Origin of the sequence: Desulfosudis oleivorans Hxd3, assembly GCF_000018405.1 — a bacterium.
GTDB classification, from domain to species: domain Bacteria; phylum Desulfobacterota; class Desulfobacteria; order Desulfobacterales; family Desulfosudaceae; genus Desulfosudis; species Desulfosudis oleivorans.
In genome coordinates, this window is record NC_009943.1 from 373,100 (window position 1) to 390,264 (window position 17,165).

At 56.8% G+C, this 17,165-nt stretch carries 14 protein-coding genes; 5 read left to right on the top strand and 9 right to left on the bottom strand.

From position 1 onward, the window contains the following. The first annotated feature begins 33 nt into the window (after positions 1 to 33). Entirely contained in the window at positions 34 to 933 is a 900-nt protein-coding gene (locus DOLE_RS01650) for an exopolyphosphatase (protein WP_012173756.1), read from the top strand. 128 nt (positions 934 to 1,061) lie between these two features. On the opposite strand, the gene DOLE_RS01655 is transcribed toward DOLE_RS01650, so the two are convergent. Genes DOLE_RS01655 through DOLE_RS01685 form a run of 7 tightly spaced genes read right to left on the bottom strand, consistent with a single transcriptional unit; the run spans position 1,062 to position 9,988 of the window. Beyond that, positions 1,062 to 3,554, bottom strand: a complete 2,493-nt coding sequence (locus DOLE_RS01655) for a beta strand repeat-containing protein (RefSeq protein WP_012173757.1) — start codon at positions 3,552 to 3,554, stop codon at positions 1,062 to 1,064. 38 nt (positions 3,555 to 3,592) lie between these two features. Next, a complete protein-coding gene (pilQ, locus tag DOLE_RS16935; RefSeq protein ID WP_167320827.1) occupies positions 3,593 to 6,547 on the bottom strand; it encodes a type IV pilus secretin PilQ in 2,955 nt (984 codons plus the stop codon). 12 nt (positions 6,548 to 6,559) lie between these two features. Next, entirely contained in the window at positions 6,560 to 7,531 is a 972-nt protein-coding gene (locus tag DOLE_RS01665) for a pilus assembly protein PilP (protein ID WP_167320828.1), read from the bottom strand. A gap of 5 nt (positions 7,532 to 7,536) precedes the next feature. Then, on the bottom strand, positions 7,537 to 8,172 hold the full coding sequence (locus tag DOLE_RS01670) for a type IV pilus inner membrane component PilO (RefSeq protein WP_012173760.1): 636 nt from the start codon (positions 8,170 to 8,172) through the stop codon (positions 7,537 to 7,539). An 11-nt stretch (positions 8,173 to 8,183) separates the two neighbouring features. Beyond that, positions 8,184 to 8,726, bottom strand: a complete 543-nt coding sequence (locus DOLE_RS01675) for a PilN domain-containing protein (RefSeq protein ID WP_012173761.1) — start codon at positions 8,724 to 8,726, stop codon at positions 8,184 to 8,186. Beyond that, positions 8,723 to 9,778, bottom strand: coding sequence for a type IV pilus biogenesis protein PilM (gene pilM / locus DOLE_RS01680; protein ID WP_012173762.1), 1,056 nt, complete (start codon positions 9,776 to 9,778; stop codon positions 8,723 to 8,725). Before pilM ends, DOLE_RS01675 begins: the two co-directional genes overlap by 4 nt. A gap of 9 nt (positions 9,779 to 9,787) precedes the next feature. After that, complete coding sequence (locus DOLE_RS01685) at positions 9,788 to 9,988, bottom strand: helix-turn-helix transcriptional regulator (protein WP_041280293.1); 201 nt, start codon at positions 9,986 to 9,988, stop codon at positions 9,788 to 9,790. Positions 9,989 to 10,354: 366 nt separating this feature from the next. Here DOLE_RS01685 and DOLE_RS16940 point away from each other — a divergent pair, with 366 nt between their 5' ends. Beyond that, positions 10,355 to 11,041 carry a hypothetical protein gene (locus DOLE_RS16940; RefSeq protein WP_012173764.1) on the top strand — a complete coding sequence of 229 codons (687 nt, stop codon included), beginning with the start codon at positions 10,355 to 10,357 and terminating at the stop codon, positions 11,039 to 11,041. A 177-nt stretch (positions 11,042 to 11,218) separates the two neighbouring features. Here DOLE_RS16940 and DOLE_RS01695 read toward each other — a convergent pair whose 3' ends face one another. Further along, on the bottom strand, positions 11,219 to 12,106 hold the full coding sequence (locus DOLE_RS01695; RefSeq protein ID WP_041280294.1) for an MBL fold metallo-hydrolase: 888 nt from the start codon (positions 12,104 to 12,106) through the stop codon (positions 11,219 to 11,221). A gap of 123 nt (positions 12,107 to 12,229) precedes the next feature. Here DOLE_RS01695 and DOLE_RS18370 point away from each other — a divergent pair, with 123 nt between their 5' ends. Both DOLE_RS18370 and DOLE_RS01700 read left to right on the top strand, forming a co-directional pair. Next, on the top strand, positions 12,230 to 12,625 hold the full coding sequence (locus DOLE_RS18370; protein ID WP_167320829.1) for a hypothetical protein: 396 nt from the start codon (positions 12,230 to 12,232) through the stop codon (positions 12,623 to 12,625). Between the two features lie 258 nt (positions 12,626 to 12,883). Next, positions 12,884 to 14,617, top strand: a complete 1,734-nt coding sequence (locus DOLE_RS01700) for a long-chain-fatty-acid--CoA ligase (RefSeq protein ID WP_012173766.1) — start codon at positions 12,884 to 12,886, stop codon at positions 14,615 to 14,617. A 653-nt stretch (positions 14,618 to 15,270) separates the two neighbouring features. Here DOLE_RS01700 and DOLE_RS01705 read toward each other — a convergent pair. Beyond that, positions 15,271 to 15,681, bottom strand: coding sequence for a hypothetical protein (locus DOLE_RS01705; RefSeq protein WP_012173767.1), 411 nt, complete (start codon positions 15,679 to 15,681; stop codon positions 15,271 to 15,273). A gap of 203 nt (positions 15,682 to 15,884) precedes the next feature. On the opposite strand from DOLE_RS01705, the gene eno reads away from it, so the two are divergent. Next, positions 15,885 to 17,165: a phosphopyruvate hydratase gene (gene eno / locus DOLE_RS01710; protein ID WP_012173768.1), complete on the top strand. Its 1,281-nt coding sequence runs from the start codon at positions 15,885 to 15,887 to the stop codon at positions 17,163 to 17,165.

A 17,165-nucleotide genomic window follows, 5' to 3' on the forward strand; every position in this document is an offset into this window, starting at 1 on the left:
TTTATATAACTGATAGACAATAAAGGATAAACCATGCGAATTGTGACGCGCCCGGACTTTGACGGCATTGTGTGCGCGGTCCTGCTTTACGATGTGGCCGACATCACGGCGCCCATTGCCTGGGTGGAGCCCAGCCAGATTCAGAAAAACGAGGTGAGCATCAAAAAAGGCGACATTCTCGCCAACCTGCCGTTTCATGAGAATTGTTCCCTCTGGTTCGACCACCACCACTCCAACCGGGTGGATGTTCCCTTTGAAGGGCTTTTCCGGGTGGCGCCGTCCGCCGCCGGGCTGGTGTATGAGTATTACAAAGAGAGGCTGAGCCGGGACTTTTCCGAACTGGTGGCCCAGGCCGACAAGATTGATGCCGCGGACTTGTCCGCGGATGAGGTGGCCCGGCCCGAAGATCACCCCTATATCCTGCTCTCCATGACCATTGTCAACCACGACTGGTCTGAAGCGCCCTACTGGAACCTGCTGGTGGATCTGCTGGGCCGTCTGCCCATTGACCGGGTGATGGCCCATGACGCGGTCCAGGCCCGGTGCCGGCAGACCATTGAAGACAACCGGAACCTGGCAGCCCACCTTAAAAAACACACCACCCTTTACGGCCACGTGGCGGTCACCGACTTTCGGGCCTTGGACGTTGCACCCACGGGTAACCGGTTTCTGGCCTATTCGCTTTTTCCCGAAGCCGTGGTCAGCGTAAAAATTCGCCATCCGGCCGAAGACCGAAGCCGGGTCATTGTCAGCGTGGGCCACAGCATCTTCAACCGGGGGTGCAATGTCAACGTGGGGGAGATGCTTTCTCAATTTGAGGGCGGGGGCCACCGCGGGGCCGGGGCCTGCACCTTTTTGGCAGACAAAGCCGACGACTATATTCCCAGAATCATCGACGTCCTGGTAAAAAACGAGGAAAACGACACTGCGTGAACCGGTTTTTCTTTACACAGAAGGTGCGTGGATAAAAAAAGGCAAAGGCCTTCTCTGTGGCCGGTGGCTTTATGCAAAAAAAAAAGGGGCTTGTAAAAGCCCCTTTTTTAAATTCTTTGGTGTCGGTTTTATGGGTACGGGCCCCAGGGAGAGTTCGGAAGATTGGCCTTTTCGTCTTCAATAAAGGGCAGCCACATGTTCAGGGTCGACACGGTCTCACTGCCGTAAACCAGGGCCGTGGCCCGGTATTCCACCTTGACCCAGGCGGCATTATTTTTCAGATACACATGATCAAACTGGGCCAAGCCGTTTTCGTCGGTGACCACGGTGACCGGCACGGCGCCTGCGCACGATTTGGCCGGATCAATGATTCCGTTAAGGGCGGTGTCGTAGGCCCCCTCGCCAAGGACACCAAAATATCTTGGAGGAAACACACCCCCCCACGTATTGCCGTCGGTGTCTTCTCCGATATCCAGAGAATCGCTGCGATTCAGGTCTTCATTCCAGAATTCGCCGGTAATGATCGGCCCGGCATCCGGGTCGGTATAACCTGTGGCGTACTTTGTGGGCCAGAGGCTCAGGGTGACCGTGACACCGGGCACGGCATTACCGCCGGAGTCGTTGACCAGCACGGACATGGGGTATTTGTAAGCGGCCGGGTTGTTCTCAACCTCTTCGATCACCGTGGCCCCGCCGATGGCCACTGAACTGCCTTCTCCGGATATCACCACGGAGACCACGTCGGTGTCCTCTGCCGTGGCAATAACAACCGGGTTCCCTGGGCTTTCATCGGCTTTCAAGGAGTCATCGACCGTCAAAGACCCGGCTGCCAAGCCTCCGGTTGTAATCGTATAAGTATCATCATTCTCCTCTGACCCGGAAACCCGGATCGTATCGCCTTCCTTAAAACCGTCTGCAATAAAACTGCCCCCGGTGTCGCTGCGGGTGATGGTTCCGGTTGCCAGGTCAAAATCAAATACTTTGGCCGGACCGGCGATTGCCGCACCGTCAATGCGCCCCAGACATAAGACGCCCTGGGTATTGGAAACCAGGGAGCCGGAATAAAAGTCGGTGGTGGCCACGCCGATAGGCACTCCAGATTCGGGATTGCTAGACGTATAAACGATAGGCGGCGAGATATATTCCCCTCCGCCGGTGGTCCGAAATAATGTGAAAATCACCGGCGCGTCCCCCACGACCTGTCCATCCCCGTTTTTCACGGTTGCCTTGATCGTGGTATTATTGGTGACACCCCCGGAACTTGGGGCAATGGTGGAAGGTGAGACCTGAAGAGTCAGCCTGGTCGCCTCATCGGAAGGCGCGTAAATCGCCACCTGAAGGGTATCGCTGATGGAGCTGTCCGTGTTATCCTCCACCCGCACAGTGGCAATACCGGCATTGATACCGACATTCAGGGTGCTGGTGACAGTACCGGTTCCCGCCGCAAGGGTGGCGGATACCTGGTTGTTGATGTCCCATGTTCCCATGGTGGTGACAAACTTAACATCATGGTTGTCCGGGCTTCTCACGGTAATGGGCAGGGCGGTGCCGGTCTCCTGAGACACGGAGCTGGCCGCAGGACTGGTGATCTCAAAAGGGGTGCCGGAGACCGTGACAGCCTGACTGGCGGACGCGCCCAGGGCCGTGGCCGTGATGGTGACACTGCCCGCGTTCTGGCCGGTGACCGTTATGGCAAGGGTTCCATTGGTTGCTGTGGTGCCGGACGCAGGGGTCAGAGTGACCGTGCCGGACCCGCTCTGGGTCAGGGTTACCTCAGCGCCGGAAATTTCCGTTCCGCCGCCGTCCTTGACCGTGACGGTCAGGGGTGTGGACTGTGTGCCACCGCTGGCAAGAACGGTTTCGTCAATACTAAGGGACACCGTGGTACCGGTGACCTGAATGGGAATGGTGGCAATCAGGTCCTGAGCGGTAACCGTGACCGTGACGACCTGGTTGGTCTTGTCATATGTGCCGGAGGTCAGGCTGGTTTCCGCCTGACCGCTGCCATCGGTCATTACATTGGCTACGCTCAACTGGCCGGCAGCCACGCTGAAATTGACGGCAATGCCTTCAATGGGCACCCGGCTGGCATTAAGCACGGTGGCGGTGATATCGGCCGCGTCCACTCCGTCGGTGAGAATCGACGTCTGGGATGTGGAAAGAGACAGATAAGCTGCCACCGGTGTGATGGTCAGGGTGGTGGAGCCGGTCACCGATGAGCCGACAGAGGCGGCAATCGTGGTTGTGCCGGTCTGGCCGGAAGAGGTGAAGGTGGCTGTGGCCACGCCGCTGGCATCGGTATCGGCTGTAGCCGTAATAGTGCCGTATAGGCTTTCAGCGGAAAAGACAACCGTTGCCCCCACTACAATGGCGCTGTCCTCGTCGGTCACCCTGGCGGTGATTGTTGCGGTTCCGCCTGCCGAAATAGTGCCGGGCGTTGCGGAAAGAGCAACGGCGGCCGGGTCTGAGCCTGTGGGTACCACCGGTGTGGTTCCGGTTTCCCCTCCGCTGCTGCTGCACCCTGCCGCGACCAGCAGCAGAACCGCCAGTACCGCACACAATTTAATACCATGGGAAAACAGTATTCTCATCTTGGCATGCTCCCTTTTGTTTTCTGTCATATCATCGGTACCTGTTTTTCGTAACATTCGTTATCCGCCTAATCCAGACGCACCACATTGGGCGTGATAAAAATCAGGAGTTCGCTTTTTTCATCCGACCGGGTCTTGTATTTGAACAGGTTGCCCAGCACCGGAATCTTGGAGATCCAGGGCACGCCCCGCTCACCCGCGCCTTCCCGTTCCTTGATGATGCCGCCGATTACCACGGTGTCGCCGTCATTGACCAGCAGCTCGGTGGATGCCCGTTTGGTGTTGAAAGACTGCTCGCCGTTGATGATCTCACCCACGTCGTTCTTCTGAATGTTGAGCTTCATGGAGATTCGGTCGTCCGGGGTCACGTGGGGCGTCACATCCAGGTTGAGGTCAATGGTCTTCCACTTGACGTCCGCCTCTCCATCTTCCACCACGGTGTAGGGATAGTCGATGCCCTGGGAGATGGTGGCGGTTTTATTGTCCAGGGTCACTACCTTGGGTGTGGAGATGATCTTTACGTCGCCGGTGGACTCCATCAGGGAGAGCTTGGCATCCAGGGAAAAGGGAGTGCCGATGATTCTGGCAAAGTTGATGCCGATCAGGTTCTGCACCGGAGAGGAGAGGCTGTTCAAGGCCACATCATAGGTGTAGGTGCCGCCCATCTCGTCCCTGTAGGCGCCGTCGGTGCCGATGTTGATGTTGGGGCTGTTGTAACGGTTGTCAATACCCCACTCCGTGCCGAACTCCCTGGAGAAGCTGGAACTGGTCTCCACGATCCGGGCCTTGATCATCACCTGGGGGGTCACCTTGTCGATCTTGGCGATGATCTCCCTTGCCTTTTCCACCTTCTCTTCCACATCGGTCATGATCACCTGGTTGGTGCGGTTGTCCACCTTGGCATGGCCCCGGTCCGACAGCAGGCCCTCGATATGGGGCAGAATATCCTCACCCGCGTTGGCATAGCTGATGGAGAAATACTCGGTGACCAGGGAGGCCAGGGTCTCTTCGGCCTTTTTCATGTCCTGCTGGGCTGTCAGGGCCGCCTTTTCCGACTCTTTCTGCTGCACCAGGGTGGCCTGGGTGGCGATGCGAATGATGCCGTCGGCCTCCACCATACCCAGATTGTTCATCTCAAGAATCAGGTCCAGCACCTGGTCCCAGGGGACCGGGTTGACAAAACTTAAGGTTACGCTGCCCGACACATCATCGTCGATGGCAAAGTTCTTGCCGCTTACGTCCTTGAGAATGCGAATCACGTTGCGAATGTCGGTTTTGTAAAAATCCAGGGCAATGGGCTCGCCGGTAAAGTTTTTCTTTTTGCCGAACAGGGATGGCGCCGGTGCATCGGGTTCGGTACGCATGCCGGTGGGCGCCTCGAAAGCAGGCGCGGTCTGGGGAACCGCGGCTTCAGGCGCCGCAACGGTTCCAATCGGGGCCGGTACGTCGGTTTCCGGAGGCGTCACCGGCGCTTCAGATGCCGGGGCCGGTTCCGTGACCGCTGTCTCGATATCCGGCGCTCCGGCGGTGTCGGTCACCAGGGACTCAATGGCCAGTTCCGTGGGAATCACCACCTCTTTTGCCGGGTTCGGGGCAACGGAAGAGGGTTCAAACAGAATGCGGATGGTGTTATCCATCTGTTTTATGGTGTAGGGCACCGCCTCCCGCAGGTCGATGTTGACCGCGGAAAACCGTTGTTCTTTCATTTTTTTTGTCTGTACCGGCAAAATCAGGTCCACCGCGCTTTCAAACCGGGTGGTGATAAGGGGCCGCTGACGATAGCTGAGAATGTCGGTGTTGTCCAGCTTCAGAAAGAGCTGGTTGCCGGAAATGGTCAGCATCTCATAATCCACCGGCCGGGTGGTGCCGATTTCAATGGCGGACCGGCCGTCCATCTCTTCCATAAAGTCGATGCGGTTGACCATGGCCGGCTTGCCGGAGCGCTTGACCGCCACGGCGGGGGCCGGCTCGGCTTCTTGCTCCGCAGGTGCCGGTGCAACCGCCGGGGAGGCGTCAACAGGTTCAACGGAAGCGGCCTCCGCAACAGAGGTCCGGGCTTCGGTGGTCACCGGTCCGGTCTTTCGGGCCGCGGCCAGGGCCGGGGTTTCTTTCTCCCCCACGTGAATCAGCAAGCCGTTGCTTAAGCTGTAAGCCCTGGCTTTGCCAAGATACAGGTCATCCTTTAAGTCTACTACCACCCGCAGGTAGTCGGGGTGGGCAAAATGGCGCACGCGGCCGGCAATGGCCGAATCCACGGCAATGCGCTGTTCGCCCGCATGGGTGCTTCGAATGCCGGGCAGGTCGTAAACGATACGGGGCGGGGCCTTGAGTATCCTCAGTTTATGATCGGTGATGGCGCCGTCGGCCAGAATCGTTATATCCAGGGCATCGGCATCGCCGGTCACCGTGATGTCTTCCATCAGGGTGGCGGGTGCCGCGGGTGTGGCGTCCTCAACAACAGAAGACGCATCCTCTTTTGTTTCTGCCGCAGCAACCGTTTCCGCGGCCTCTTCCTGTCCCCAGGCTGCTTCCGGTGCCGGGGAAACCGCCGTCTTGTTAAATAAAATATTCAGGCTGTTGTCCTGGCCCCGCATCGCCTCGTAGGCCAGGCCGGGCTGCTGCATGGGAATAACGACCTTTGAAGGCCCCCCGGCAATCAGCTCCGCAGCGGTAACGGTGCCCACCAGATCGTTGGGTTCCGCCGGATCGGCCGTGGTCGTGGCCAGGCCGGCCTCTGGAAAATAGAGCACCACGGCCTGCTCCAGGGGCGGTTCCGCCAGCGTATAGTCTGCCAGGTGATTGGTCTGAATAGAGACCACCACGGCATCCGGCGTATCCTTGACTGATATGCCGGTAATACGTCTGGCCAATTGCCCGGTGTCAGAGGTTGCTTCCGGTGCCGTAGCCTCGGTGCCCTGCCGGACCCCTGCGGAGGGAGTGCATCCCGCGATCATCGCCACCATCAAAATGGCGCTCAGAAAATAAAGAGTACCGCGAACTTTTGCCGCTTTTTTTGCGTTCATCCTGTGCATATTCTATTCTCCAGCTGGTTTCTGAAGTTTCAATTCGGTTACGGCCCTGCGTCCGCCGACCATCTCTACAACAATCACGCGATCATCCACAATCTCTTCCACCTGGCCGGAATTCAGCCCGATGTAGGTACCTTTTTTGACCACATATCCCTTGCCTGTGGCGTCGGTCACAATGGCCCGGTTGCCGCTGGCGGCCCGGATGATGCCGGACAGTTGTAACTGGCCCAGGCTGATTCGCTCCAGGGGGGTTAAAAAGGCCCGTTTCCGCTGGGAGTCCTGTTCCAGAAACATGTCATCTTCGCTTGCGTCTTTCTGGAAAAGGGGAGTAAACGGGCTGAACATGGCCAGCGCCTGGTTCTCGGCCGTTGTCTTGGCGGCTTCTTCAGCATCAAGGTCCTCTTCTCCCATCAGGTCGATCACGATTTTGATTTCAGACGCAACGTCGTCAGCAGGCGCTTCTTCCATTTCATCCGTTGTTTCCATGGCAGTGCCATCCACTGTTCCCGCGCCTGCTTCCACTTCCGATGTCGGCAGGGCGATATCCGTTTCTTCCGGATCGGCTGTATCCGTCAGCGCCGGGGAATCGGAAACGGCTTCCACCGGTGGGGCCGGCGGCTCCTCAGCAGGTGTGGGCGGCATATCGGACGGTGCCTGCTGCTCCTCGGCCGAAGGCCCTTCGGCCGCCTTTTTTGCCACCGGTTCTGTTTCTGTTGCCGGTCCGGATGCCGGGGGCGTTGTTTCGGCCGGAACCTGCGGCGTGCCTGTCACCACCATTGGTCCCGGAGCCTCCTCTTCAACAACCATCACCTCAGGCGCTGTCGGTTGTTCCGCCGGGGGGGCCGGCGCCGGCTGTTCCATGGAAATGGTCTGCCGCGCAGGCTCGGCTTGCTCCGGGGGGTTGTCAGCCCCCTTCTTGCATCCCACACCCGCCGCCAGGCAGACACACACTAAACAGATAATAAGGTTTTTACGCACGCGCATCATCTTTTTTTACCTTTGGGTTGTGTTTTTGCCTGTTCTGCCGGTGACAGAAATCGGTACGTCACCGTGGTGCACTGCGTGGAAAGCGTGTCCTCGGCGTTTTTACTGGCACTTATGTTTATGCCCCGCACATTCACGATGCGTGACATTTCGGCGATTTTTTCAAAAAACAGGGAGATGCTGTGGTAGGGGCCGGTGATGCTGATGGCCACGGGAATCTCGGCGTAAAAATCCCGGATACTTTCCTGCTGGGGAACAAACCGGGTGAACTCCAGTCCAGCGCTGTTACCGGCTCTGGAGATTTCGGACAGCAGAGAGGGGATCTCCTTTTTGTCCGGAAGCGCCGCCATGACCAGTTTGAATTTCTCTTCCTTTTCGGCCCACTCTTCCTGAAGTGCCCCAAGCTGGGCAGCCTTCTGTTTGGCAACGTTCAGCTCTTTTGCCACCGTTTCATACTGCTTGTCTATTTTGGCGATGTCTTTGTACTTGGGCATGTAAGAGAAAAACACGAAACTGCCGATCAACAGGGCAAAGACCACCACCACGATAAGAATGCGCTGGATCATGGTGAGGCTCGAAACGGCCTCGAATACCGGCTTCATGGACTCCGAGTATTTTTCAAAACGATTTTTCATAATTTTTTACCCTATGCCGCTTTTGAGCACCTGAGTTCAAACCGCTTCAGTTTCAGCCCCGATCGCTCCTCATGCACAAGATTGCTCAGGTCCACCCCTGAAAACAAAGACGATTCCTCGATGCGGGTCATGAAGGTGGCCACGGTCTTGTTGTCCATGGCAATGCCTGACACGAAAACTGTGTTGCCGCTTTCTTCCAGACGGGTGATCCACATTCTCCCCTTTACCGTCAGTTCCGCGATCTCACGAAGCAGGAGCACCGGCGCCTTCCGGTCGAGGTTGAGCCTGGCCATCACGTCAAGCTTCTTGTCCAGTGTGGCCAGTTTGGCCTTCAGCTCATCGACCTCTTTCACCTTGGCCTGATAGCTCTTGAGTTCCGACTGGGTTCTTTGCAGCCGATCTTTGGCGGCAGATACCTTACCGGAAAGCACAATATGATAATACGTCAATCCCATGGCCACGAAAATAAAAAACAGCAGAAATACCGAGATCTGTCTTCGAATATTCTCTTTCCGCCGGGCCGCCCGATAGGGGAGTAAGTTGATTTTTATCATTTGTCATCCACCCGTCTGATGGCAATCCCCATGCAGATGGCTGCCTGGGGTGCGATTTGTTTCAGGTAAGCCGAATCCAGCCGGTCGTCCTTGACGTCGAAGTTGCTGAAAGGATTAAGTATTTCCAGCTCCGAGGAGGTTTGGGACGCCAGCATTTGCCTGAATTCGGGGATGTTGGATCCGCCGCCGCTTAAATATATACACTTGAGATGATCGTTGGAGTAGGTGGAATAAAAGAAATCCAGGGCCCGCCGGATTTCGGTGGTCCAGTCGGACACCACCGAAGAGATGATGCTGTTAAGCTCGTCGGTTGAGATGCGCTCCTGCTTGTCGCTGAGCTTCAGCTCTTCTGCTTCTTCCAGGCTGCAGTTGATTTTGGTGGCGATATGATGATTGATCTGATTGCACCCAAAGGAGACATCCCGCATGAATACCGATTTGCTGCCCTTCAGAATATTGAGTGACGTCTTGTTGGCCCCGATGTCGATGAGGGCAACGCAGTTCTCCTCGGCCTCATAGTTGACTTCGTAAATGTTTTGAAGGGCAAAGGCGTCCACATCAATGATCACCGGCGTCAACCCGGCGATATCGATGACGTTAAGGTAATCGTTGACCGTCTCTTTTTTGGCCGCCACCAGCATCACATCGATCTGGTTGGGGTTCTGGTCATTGTCGCCCAGAATCTGGAAATCCAAATTCACGTTGTTGATGTCAAAAGGGATATACTGCTCCGCCTCAACGGCGATCACTTCCTGAAGCTGCTCTTCACTCATGCTCTGCACGTTGATCTTTTTGACAATTACCGAGTATCCGCCGATGGAGATCGCCACCCGGTCTTCCTTTATATTATAGAGTGAAAAAAGCTCTTTTATGGTGGCGGCCACCACCTCCGGATCCTTGATGCCCTCCTCCACAATGGCGCCTGCCGGCATTTCCAGGGTGCCGAACCGCAGCAGGCTTCGACCAGAGGAGGAGACGGCCACCTCCGCGACCTTGACCACGCTGGAGCCGATGTCAAGCCCCACCAGATGATCCTTTTTTCCGAAAAGCATATTCTTCTCCTAGTCAAAAACCTTGTTTCGTTCGGAAAGTTCAAATCCGAGGGCCTTGAGTATCTTGCGTTGCGTCTCCATACGGCAGGGCATCCCCGCTTCAATTCGCGCGATGGTGATCGGCGACACATTGGCCTTTCTGGCAAGCTCGGATTTGCTCAACAGGAGTGACTCTCGTATCTTGTTCAAACGATTTTTTGTCTTGCCCATTAGCTGTCCCTGATTTTCAAGAGTTGACATGGCGGCTGAAACCGCAATAAAGCGTATGATAATTTTTGATAATTAATTTTAATTAACATTAATCATGATTCATTATAGCGGAGTCAAGAAAATTATGTATATTTTTTATTAAATTAATGCATATTGTTGCATAATTATGCATAATCACCATATCTGGTGGTTTATTCCGCGAAAAAAATTATCGGTTTTTCCGCTTTTTCGCCTTGTGCCGCCGCGGGCGATGTATGAAAATCAACCCGTGAAATATCCGGGCCAATGCCGCCACAGGCCGGGCGCCCAACGCCCGGCCGTGCGCAAGACAGCAGGCCGGCGGTTTTCATTCAACGGAGGTGTGGTATGAATCGATTAACGGCGCAGGTGCTCCTGGCATGGGCAATGGCGCTTTTACTGGCCGGGTGCTTTACCGCCGGACCCCGGCACAAACCATCCCCGGCGATTCAACTGCCCGGCGCCACCCTGTGCGTGATGCCTTTTATAAAAGGACGACATGCCCTTCAATCAGGGGCCCCTCTGGACCTGACCCTGACCTGCCCGGTATCGGATCTCTGTGTTACGCAGGAAGATTTCCCGGAAGACGCGAACCGTGTTCTGACCCGGCTGGCCTGGCAGGCGGCGGCGAACCGGTGGGGAGAGGCGGTAACGCCCATGCATACGGCGGCCGACACCTGGGCCGCCATGGACAAGGACCCGGCCGTGGACACCCTGCTCCTGCTGGCCCGGCGCGTGGGCGCGGCCCTGAATGTGGATTACGTGATGGCGGGAACCGTGTGGCGGTTCCGGGAACGGGAGGGATATGCCGCGTCGGCCAGCCGGCCCGCCTCTGTGGCCTTTGCCCTTTACCTGGTGGATGTAAAGCAGGGGACCGGCGTGTGGTCCGGCGGCTTTGACCGGACCCAGCAGCCCCTTTCCGAAAACCTGCTCAACGTGGTGGGGTTTTTCAAACAGGGCGCCAAATGGCTCACCGCCGAAGAGCTGGCCGCCGCGGGCATGGAGGATGTGTTTGATGCCCTTCCGTCAGAATAGCCCGCTCTCCCATGTGGCTCACCGAAAAAGTACGGGACCGCGGAATATGGCGGGATATCTTTTGTCCGTTTATCCCGATCGATATCGGTATCGGTATCGCAATCGAATTTCAAAAATCGACAACGTATATCAATTTCGATCCCGATCCCGATCCCGATAGTGATTTGAAAAATGGATTCACATCCGCCGGTACCGGCCCCCCTCTTTTGTGACGTCTCCCTTTTCCATCAGGTATTCCAGGTGTTTTGCCGCCATGCCCCGCTCGCCGAACGCGTAGAACATTTCCGGCTCCCGGGGTTTTTTGTAGACAAACCACTGGGCCGCGATTTCATTCAGGGTTCGGGGCGTGCTTAAAAAATCCACGATCTTCTGTTCCCGCTCGTCGATCACCGCGAGGTAGCGGGCCGCGGCTTCGGCCACCCCCTGGGTAAGAACCCCCATGTTGTGGGAGGTGATCCAGACCCGGGCCGGAATCTCCATGAGCCGGCGCACCGACGCAATGGTGTCCGGAATGCTGGAGACCGCGTCCCCGTACCAGGGGCCAAAAGGGGTCAGGTCCAGGTCCCCCAGAAACAGGACCCCTTCCTGCTCGCAGTAAAAGCTGCAGTGGCCGGGCGTGTGGCCGGGTGTGTGCACCACCTGAAGCCGGGTTTTGCCGAAATCGAGAATCTCCCCGTCCGTTAATCTTCTGTCCGGGGTCCGTTCCCGGTAGTTGAATCCTTCCACCAGAAAATCCCGCCACAGGGCGATTGTGTCCGGGTCATTGATGCCGTAGGCGGACAGCAGAGCATCCATGGAGGCCAGGCAGTCGGCGTCTTTGTCGTGCACGCAAAGGGAGGCGCCCGGGAAAAGAAAGTTAAATGAAAAATGGTCTTCATGGTAGTGGGTGTTGATCAGCAGGTCCATGGGACCGGCCGCGGCAAGGGCCTTTAATGTCTCCGCGTCCGAGGCCGGATCAATGATGCCCCGCATCTCGTCATCGATATACAGGGAGTTGCAGAAGGGATACTTGCCGCTGTTGGTGCCGGGAATAAAAACCAGTTTGCCGAACCGCTGCTGCGTCATTTTGTTTTCCTTTCTGGACATTCTCCGCTTTAGCGGATGTACAGGGTCCAAGGGTTTGTTTTCTTGTTGTTCCAAAGTATTATTGTCCAAAAACGTTTTAATCATAGCAGGACAGTCTCCCGGTTGTTTATCCCAATCGAAATCGCTATCGGTATCGGTATCGGAATCGAATTGTCTTTAGGCAGTGCTCTTAAAGGGCATCTCTCTTATCCTGCTTATCCGTGTACTTTTCTTGGCGGCAAGAAAAGTACCAAAAGAACCGCGCCCCGCAGCTTGGCCTTCGGCGTCCCTCGCGCAAACGCTTTTTTCGGCGCGGGCAGGAACTCGCCCGCTTCGCGGTGCTCAAACAGCCTGCCCGCTTTTCCCCGAAAAAAGCGTTTGCGCTCGGCTGCGCTGCAATGGGCGGGGCCTGCCATTAATGCCCCAACGTGGTGTATAAAAAAATTTGTTTCTCCAGAGGCAACATGGTTTTCAGTCTTATTTTCAGAATTTGCAAATTCAGATGGTTGTAAAGTCTAAAAGTCCTTTTGGAAGCTATTTTGGACACCAATGATTCCAAAGTAAACTGAATCACTGGTGAATACTATTCAATTTCAACCCATAAACCAAACGTTCAGGAGCCCGCCGCCTGTCAATTCCACTTGAAAACAAACCTCTTTATAACTACAATAACATAAATTTTGTCGCAACCGTTTCAGCGCGTTGCGGACTGTCCGGCACGCCCCCCATCCGGACGGCATGTGCCATGCTTTAAACCCCCATGAAAAGGAGTCCGTCATGAGCATCCAACCCTGGCCCACCACCAACTGGCCCAAAGGCGTTTCACGGGAGATCGCGGACTTTGAACATCCTCTGTTTTCCTTTCTTGATGATGCGGCCCGTGACTATCCCGACAATGTGTATACCATTTTTAACGGCGGCACCCGCACCTTTGCCCAGGTAAAGCAGGCCGCCGACCGGGTGGCCAATTTTCTGGCCGCCAGCGGCATCAAAAAAGGGGACCGGGTGGCCATTTTCCTGCCCAACCTGCCGCATTACCCGGAGATCTACTTCGGCATTCTCAAGGCCGGGGCCGTGTGCGTGACCTGCAACCCTCTCTATACACCGTCGGAACTCAATTACCAGCTCAAGGACTCGGGATCAAAGGTGGTCTTCTGCATGGACCATCCCCAGTTCTACCCCACCACGGTGCAGGCGATTCAGGAGACCGGTGTTGAAACCGTGGTCATCTGTAACGTCAAGGCCTTTCTGCCGCCGGTCAAGCGGATTCTGGGCGCCCTGCTCAACAAGATTCCAAAGGCCGAAAGCCACGAGCCCGGCCACGTGATGTACGACGAGATCATGGCGTCCTATCCGGCCCAGGCCCCGGATGTTGAAATCAATCCCTCTGAGGACCTGGCCCTGATCATCTACACCGGCGGCACCACCGGCGTGCCCAAGGGCGCGGCCCTGACCCATGCCAACTTCGTGTTTGATGTCAAGGCCATGGACGAGTGGGTCTATCTCTCCCAGGAGCCCGGGGCCCCGCCGGAAAAGATTCGCAAAGGCGGGTTTCACTGCTACATCGGGGTCCTGCCCTGGTACCACAGCTTCGGCATGACCATGTGCATGCTCACCTCCTGCGCCAGCGGCAGCCGGCTGATCTGCGTGCCCGATCCCCGGGCCGGCAACCCGCCCTTTACTGAGGTGCTCAAGCTGGTTCAGACCTACCGGCCTACCATTCTCGTGGGCGTGCCCACCATCTTTTCGGCTTTTGAAAATCATCCCCTTCTGGACAAATACGACCTGAGTTCCCTGATTTGCTGCGCCTCCGGCGGGGCCCCGCTTCCCGTGGAACTGGCCAAAAACTTCGAGGCCAAGACCGGCTCCATCATCTTTGAAGGCTACGGGCTGAGCGAAACTTCGCCGGTGATCACCGGCAATCCCAGCGACAAGGACCTTCGCCTGTTCGGGTCCGTGGGTTTTCCCGTTTCCAACACCGACATCAAGATCGTGGACTCTGAAACCGGCATAACCGTATTGCCCCAGGGTGAGGACGGGGAGATCGCCGTAAACGGTCCCCAGGTGATGAAGGGCTACTGGCAGAAGCCGGACGCGGACAAAGAGGTATTCCGTGAAATTGATGGAAAGCGTTATTTTCTCACCGGCGACATCGGCCATATCGATGAGAACGGGTACATTCTCATCACGGATCGCAAAAAGGACCTGATCCTGGTGGGCGGGTTCAACTGCTATCCCCGGGAGGTGGAGGAGGTGCTGTTCCAGCATCCCAAGGTGGCCCAGGCCGCTGTTGTCGGCGTGCCCGATCCCAGAAGCGGGGAAGCGGTCAAGGCCTATGTGCAGCTTCGGGAAGGCATGACCGCCACCGAGCAGGAGATTCTCGACTTCTGCAAGGAGAAGCTGGCCGGCTACAAGCGGCCCCGCGCCATTGAATTCCGGGACGCCCTGCCCACGTCCCCGGTGGGCAAGGTCCTGCGCCGGGTGCTGAAGGAGGAGGCAAAGCAAAAATAAGGGATCAAGGGATCAAGTGGGATTGGCGTTCCTGAACCGGCAGGGCACGATCCCTTATCCCTGTCATCGAAATCGGTATCGGTATCGAAATCGAATCCACGGGTGGCACGAGCCAGAGCGGCAGCCTTGCCCGTGCTTTGTTTCCGGGCAAACCCGGGAGCGCCGCACCCCGGTGCGGCAACTCAAACGGCAGGCCACGCTTCAACAAACTTTCATGACGTTTTCCTGTTTGTAGTGACGCCGTCAGGCGTTTGAAACCGTTCTGCCGAATGCCCTTACGGGCACACTACAAACCCTGGTGTTTTCCCCCGGCCCGTCTCCACAATGATGCCCCCCGCCCGTTGCGGCGCAGCCGAGCCGCAGGGCGCGGTTCTTTTGGTACTTTTCTTGCCGTCAAGAAAAGTACACGGAAAAAAGGAGAAGAAAAATAGGTTTTAATGGTAAAGATGGCTTCGCCTGCGGCGCAATGATGAATGAAAGTTGAGCCGTCGGGACGCGATCAGCCGGTGATTCGATCCCGATCCCGATAGCGATAGCGATCCCGATCTGGAGAGGGGGAGGCCTTGTAGCTGGATGCCGGGCAGGGTAGGGGCGGCCGGCGGCCGCCCGACTGATGGGCAACCGCAGGTTGCCCCTACATAATCACCGCTGTTTTATTCCGATACCGGTTTTCCCTGCTTCAACCCCTGGTTGAGCTGTTCAAACAGTTTTCGCTTGCGTTCCTCTTCTTTGGCCTTGATCTCTTCTATCTTTTTGTCCCGCTCCTGCTGGGTTTTTTTAAACTTTTCGATCTCCTCTTCCATGCCGCTGGTGGGAAGATCTCTGGAAATCTCCTCAATCGCTGTATGGTCCAGCACAAAGAGCCGGGCTCCGTAGGCCCCCTCCACCGCCTCCACGATCCCCTTTTTTTCCAGCTTGCGGCAGACCAGGAGCACCTCCTCGGAAGATGTGCCAAGCAGGCCCTCTACATCCTCTGCCGTCGGCGGTTTGTTGTTCAGGTAGGTCAGAACGCGGATTGCCGCCACCACCAGGTGCGCTTTTTTATATAACGAAAGAGCTTCCATCGGGCCTCCTGTCTGTTGCCGGCATTTGGGCCGGGCCTGTTCAAACCCGGCTTCATTCAGGGCGTGAACTGCTCTTCACGCCCTTTTTTCAGGCAATTATAAGCCGCTTCCGGCCTTGACACAAGCGCCTTTTGATAGTAGCATCGGCTTGATTTTTCCAGCACGCGACTTTCAGCCGCCAACCCCTTCCATGGAGGAGAAAGATGATTGAAATCATAGAGGTACAGGCAAGAGAAATCCTGGATTCACGGGGAAACCCCACCGTTGAGGTGGATGTCACCCTTTCCGGCGGCGCCACCGGAAGGGCGGCGGTGCCGTCCGGGGCCTCCACCGGCACCCGGGAGGCCCTTGAGCTGCGCGACACGCGCAAAAAACGGTACCTGGGCAAGGGCGTTGAAAAGGCGGTGGAAAATGTCAACACCCTCATCGGACCGGTTCTGTACGGCATGCCGGCGGACGAGCAGTTCATGGTGGACAGCACCATGATCGGCCTGGACGGCACAGCCAACAAGTCCAAGCTGGGGGCCAACGCCATTCTGGGGGTCTCCATGGCCGTGGCCCGGGCCGCGGCCGACGCCTATGAGCTGCCCCTTTACCGGTACCTGGGCGGCATTCACGCAAAGCACCTGCCCATGCCCATGATGAACATCGTCAACGGCGGGGCTCACGCGGCCAACAGCTTGGACATTCAGGAGTTCATGATCATTCCCGTGGGCGGCAAAACCATTGCCGAGTGCGTGCGCATGGGCGCCGAGGTGTTTCACACCTTAAAGAAACTGCTCAAGGCCAAGGGGTTTGCCACGGCCGTGGGTGACGAGGGCGGGTTTGCCCCCGATCTGGAGTCCAACGAAGCGGCCATCGGGTTCATTATGGAGGCCATCAAAAAGGCCGGCTACAGGCCCGGCAGGGATGTCGGCATCGCCCTGGATGCCGCGGCCAGCGAGTTTTACGAAAAGGGCAAGTATGTTCTCAAGGGCGAGGGCAAAAAACTCTCTTCCAAACAGATGGTGGACTACTACGAAAACCTCATTGACAAATATCCCATCCTGTCCATTGAAGACGGCCTGGCCGAGCAGGACTGGGACAACTGGGTCATGATGACCGACCGGCTGGGGAATACCACCCAGATCGTTGGGGACGACGTGTTTGTCACCAACCCCGCCATTTTTGAGAAGGGGATACGGGAAGGACTGGCCAACTCCATCCTGATCAAGCTCAACCAGATCGGCACGGTGTCCGAGACCCTCCAGGCCATCGACATGGCCAAACAGGCCGGTTATACCACGGTGATCTCCCACCGGTCCGGCGAAACCGAAGACGCTTTTATCGCCGACCTGGCCGTGGGGGTCAACGGCGGGCAGATCAAGACCGGGTCCCTGTCCCGGTCCGACCGGATCGCCAAGTACAACCAGTTGATCCGCATCGAAGAGGCCCTGGGCGCCGGCGCGGTGCTCTCCAACGACTTTACAGCCGTCGTCCGATAG

Coding starts and splice junctions, on each gene's coding strand:
- DOLE_RS01650 (WP_012173756.1), top strand. CDS start 34: ATGCGAATTGTGACGCGCCCGGACTTTGACGGCATTGTGTGCGCGGTC.
- DOLE_RS01655 (WP_012173757.1), bottom strand. CDS start 3,554: ATGACAGAAAACAAAAGGGAGCATGCCAAGATGAGAATACTGTTTTCC.
- pilQ (WP_167320827.1), bottom strand. CDS start 6,547: ATGAACGCAAAAAAAGCGGCAAAAGTTCGCGGTACTCTTTATTTTCTG.
- DOLE_RS01670 (WP_012173760.1), bottom strand. CDS start 8,172: ATGAAAAATCGTTTTGAAAAATACTCGGAGTCCATGAAGCCGGTATTC.
- DOLE_RS01675 (WP_012173761.1), bottom strand. CDS start 8,726: ATGATAAAAATCAACTTACTCCCCTATCGGGCGGCCCGGCGGAAAGAG.
- pilM (WP_012173762.1), bottom strand. CDS start 9,778: ATGCTTTTCGGAAAAAAGGATCATCTGGTGGGGCTTGACATCGGCTCC.
- DOLE_RS01685 (WP_041280293.1), bottom strand. CDS start 9,988: ATGGGCAAGACAAAAAATCGTTTGAACAAGATACGAGAGTCACTCCTG.
- DOLE_RS16940 (WP_012173764.1), top strand. CDS start 10,355: ATGAATCGATTAACGGCGCAGGTGCTCCTGGCATGGGCAATGGCGCTT.
- DOLE_RS01695 (WP_041280294.1), bottom strand. CDS start 12,106: ATGACGCAGCAGCGGTTCGGCAAACTGGTTTTTATTCCCGGCACCAAC.
- DOLE_RS01700 (WP_012173766.1), top strand. CDS start 12,884: ATGAGCATCCAACCCTGGCCCACCACCAACTGGCCCAAAGGCGTTTCA.
- DOLE_RS01705 (WP_012173767.1), bottom strand. CDS start 15,681: ATGGAAGCTCTTTCGTTATATAAAAAAGCGCACCTGGTGGTGGCGGCA.
- eno (WP_012173768.1), top strand. CDS start 15,885: ATGATTGAAATCATAGAGGTACAGGCAAGAGAAATCCTGGATTCACGG.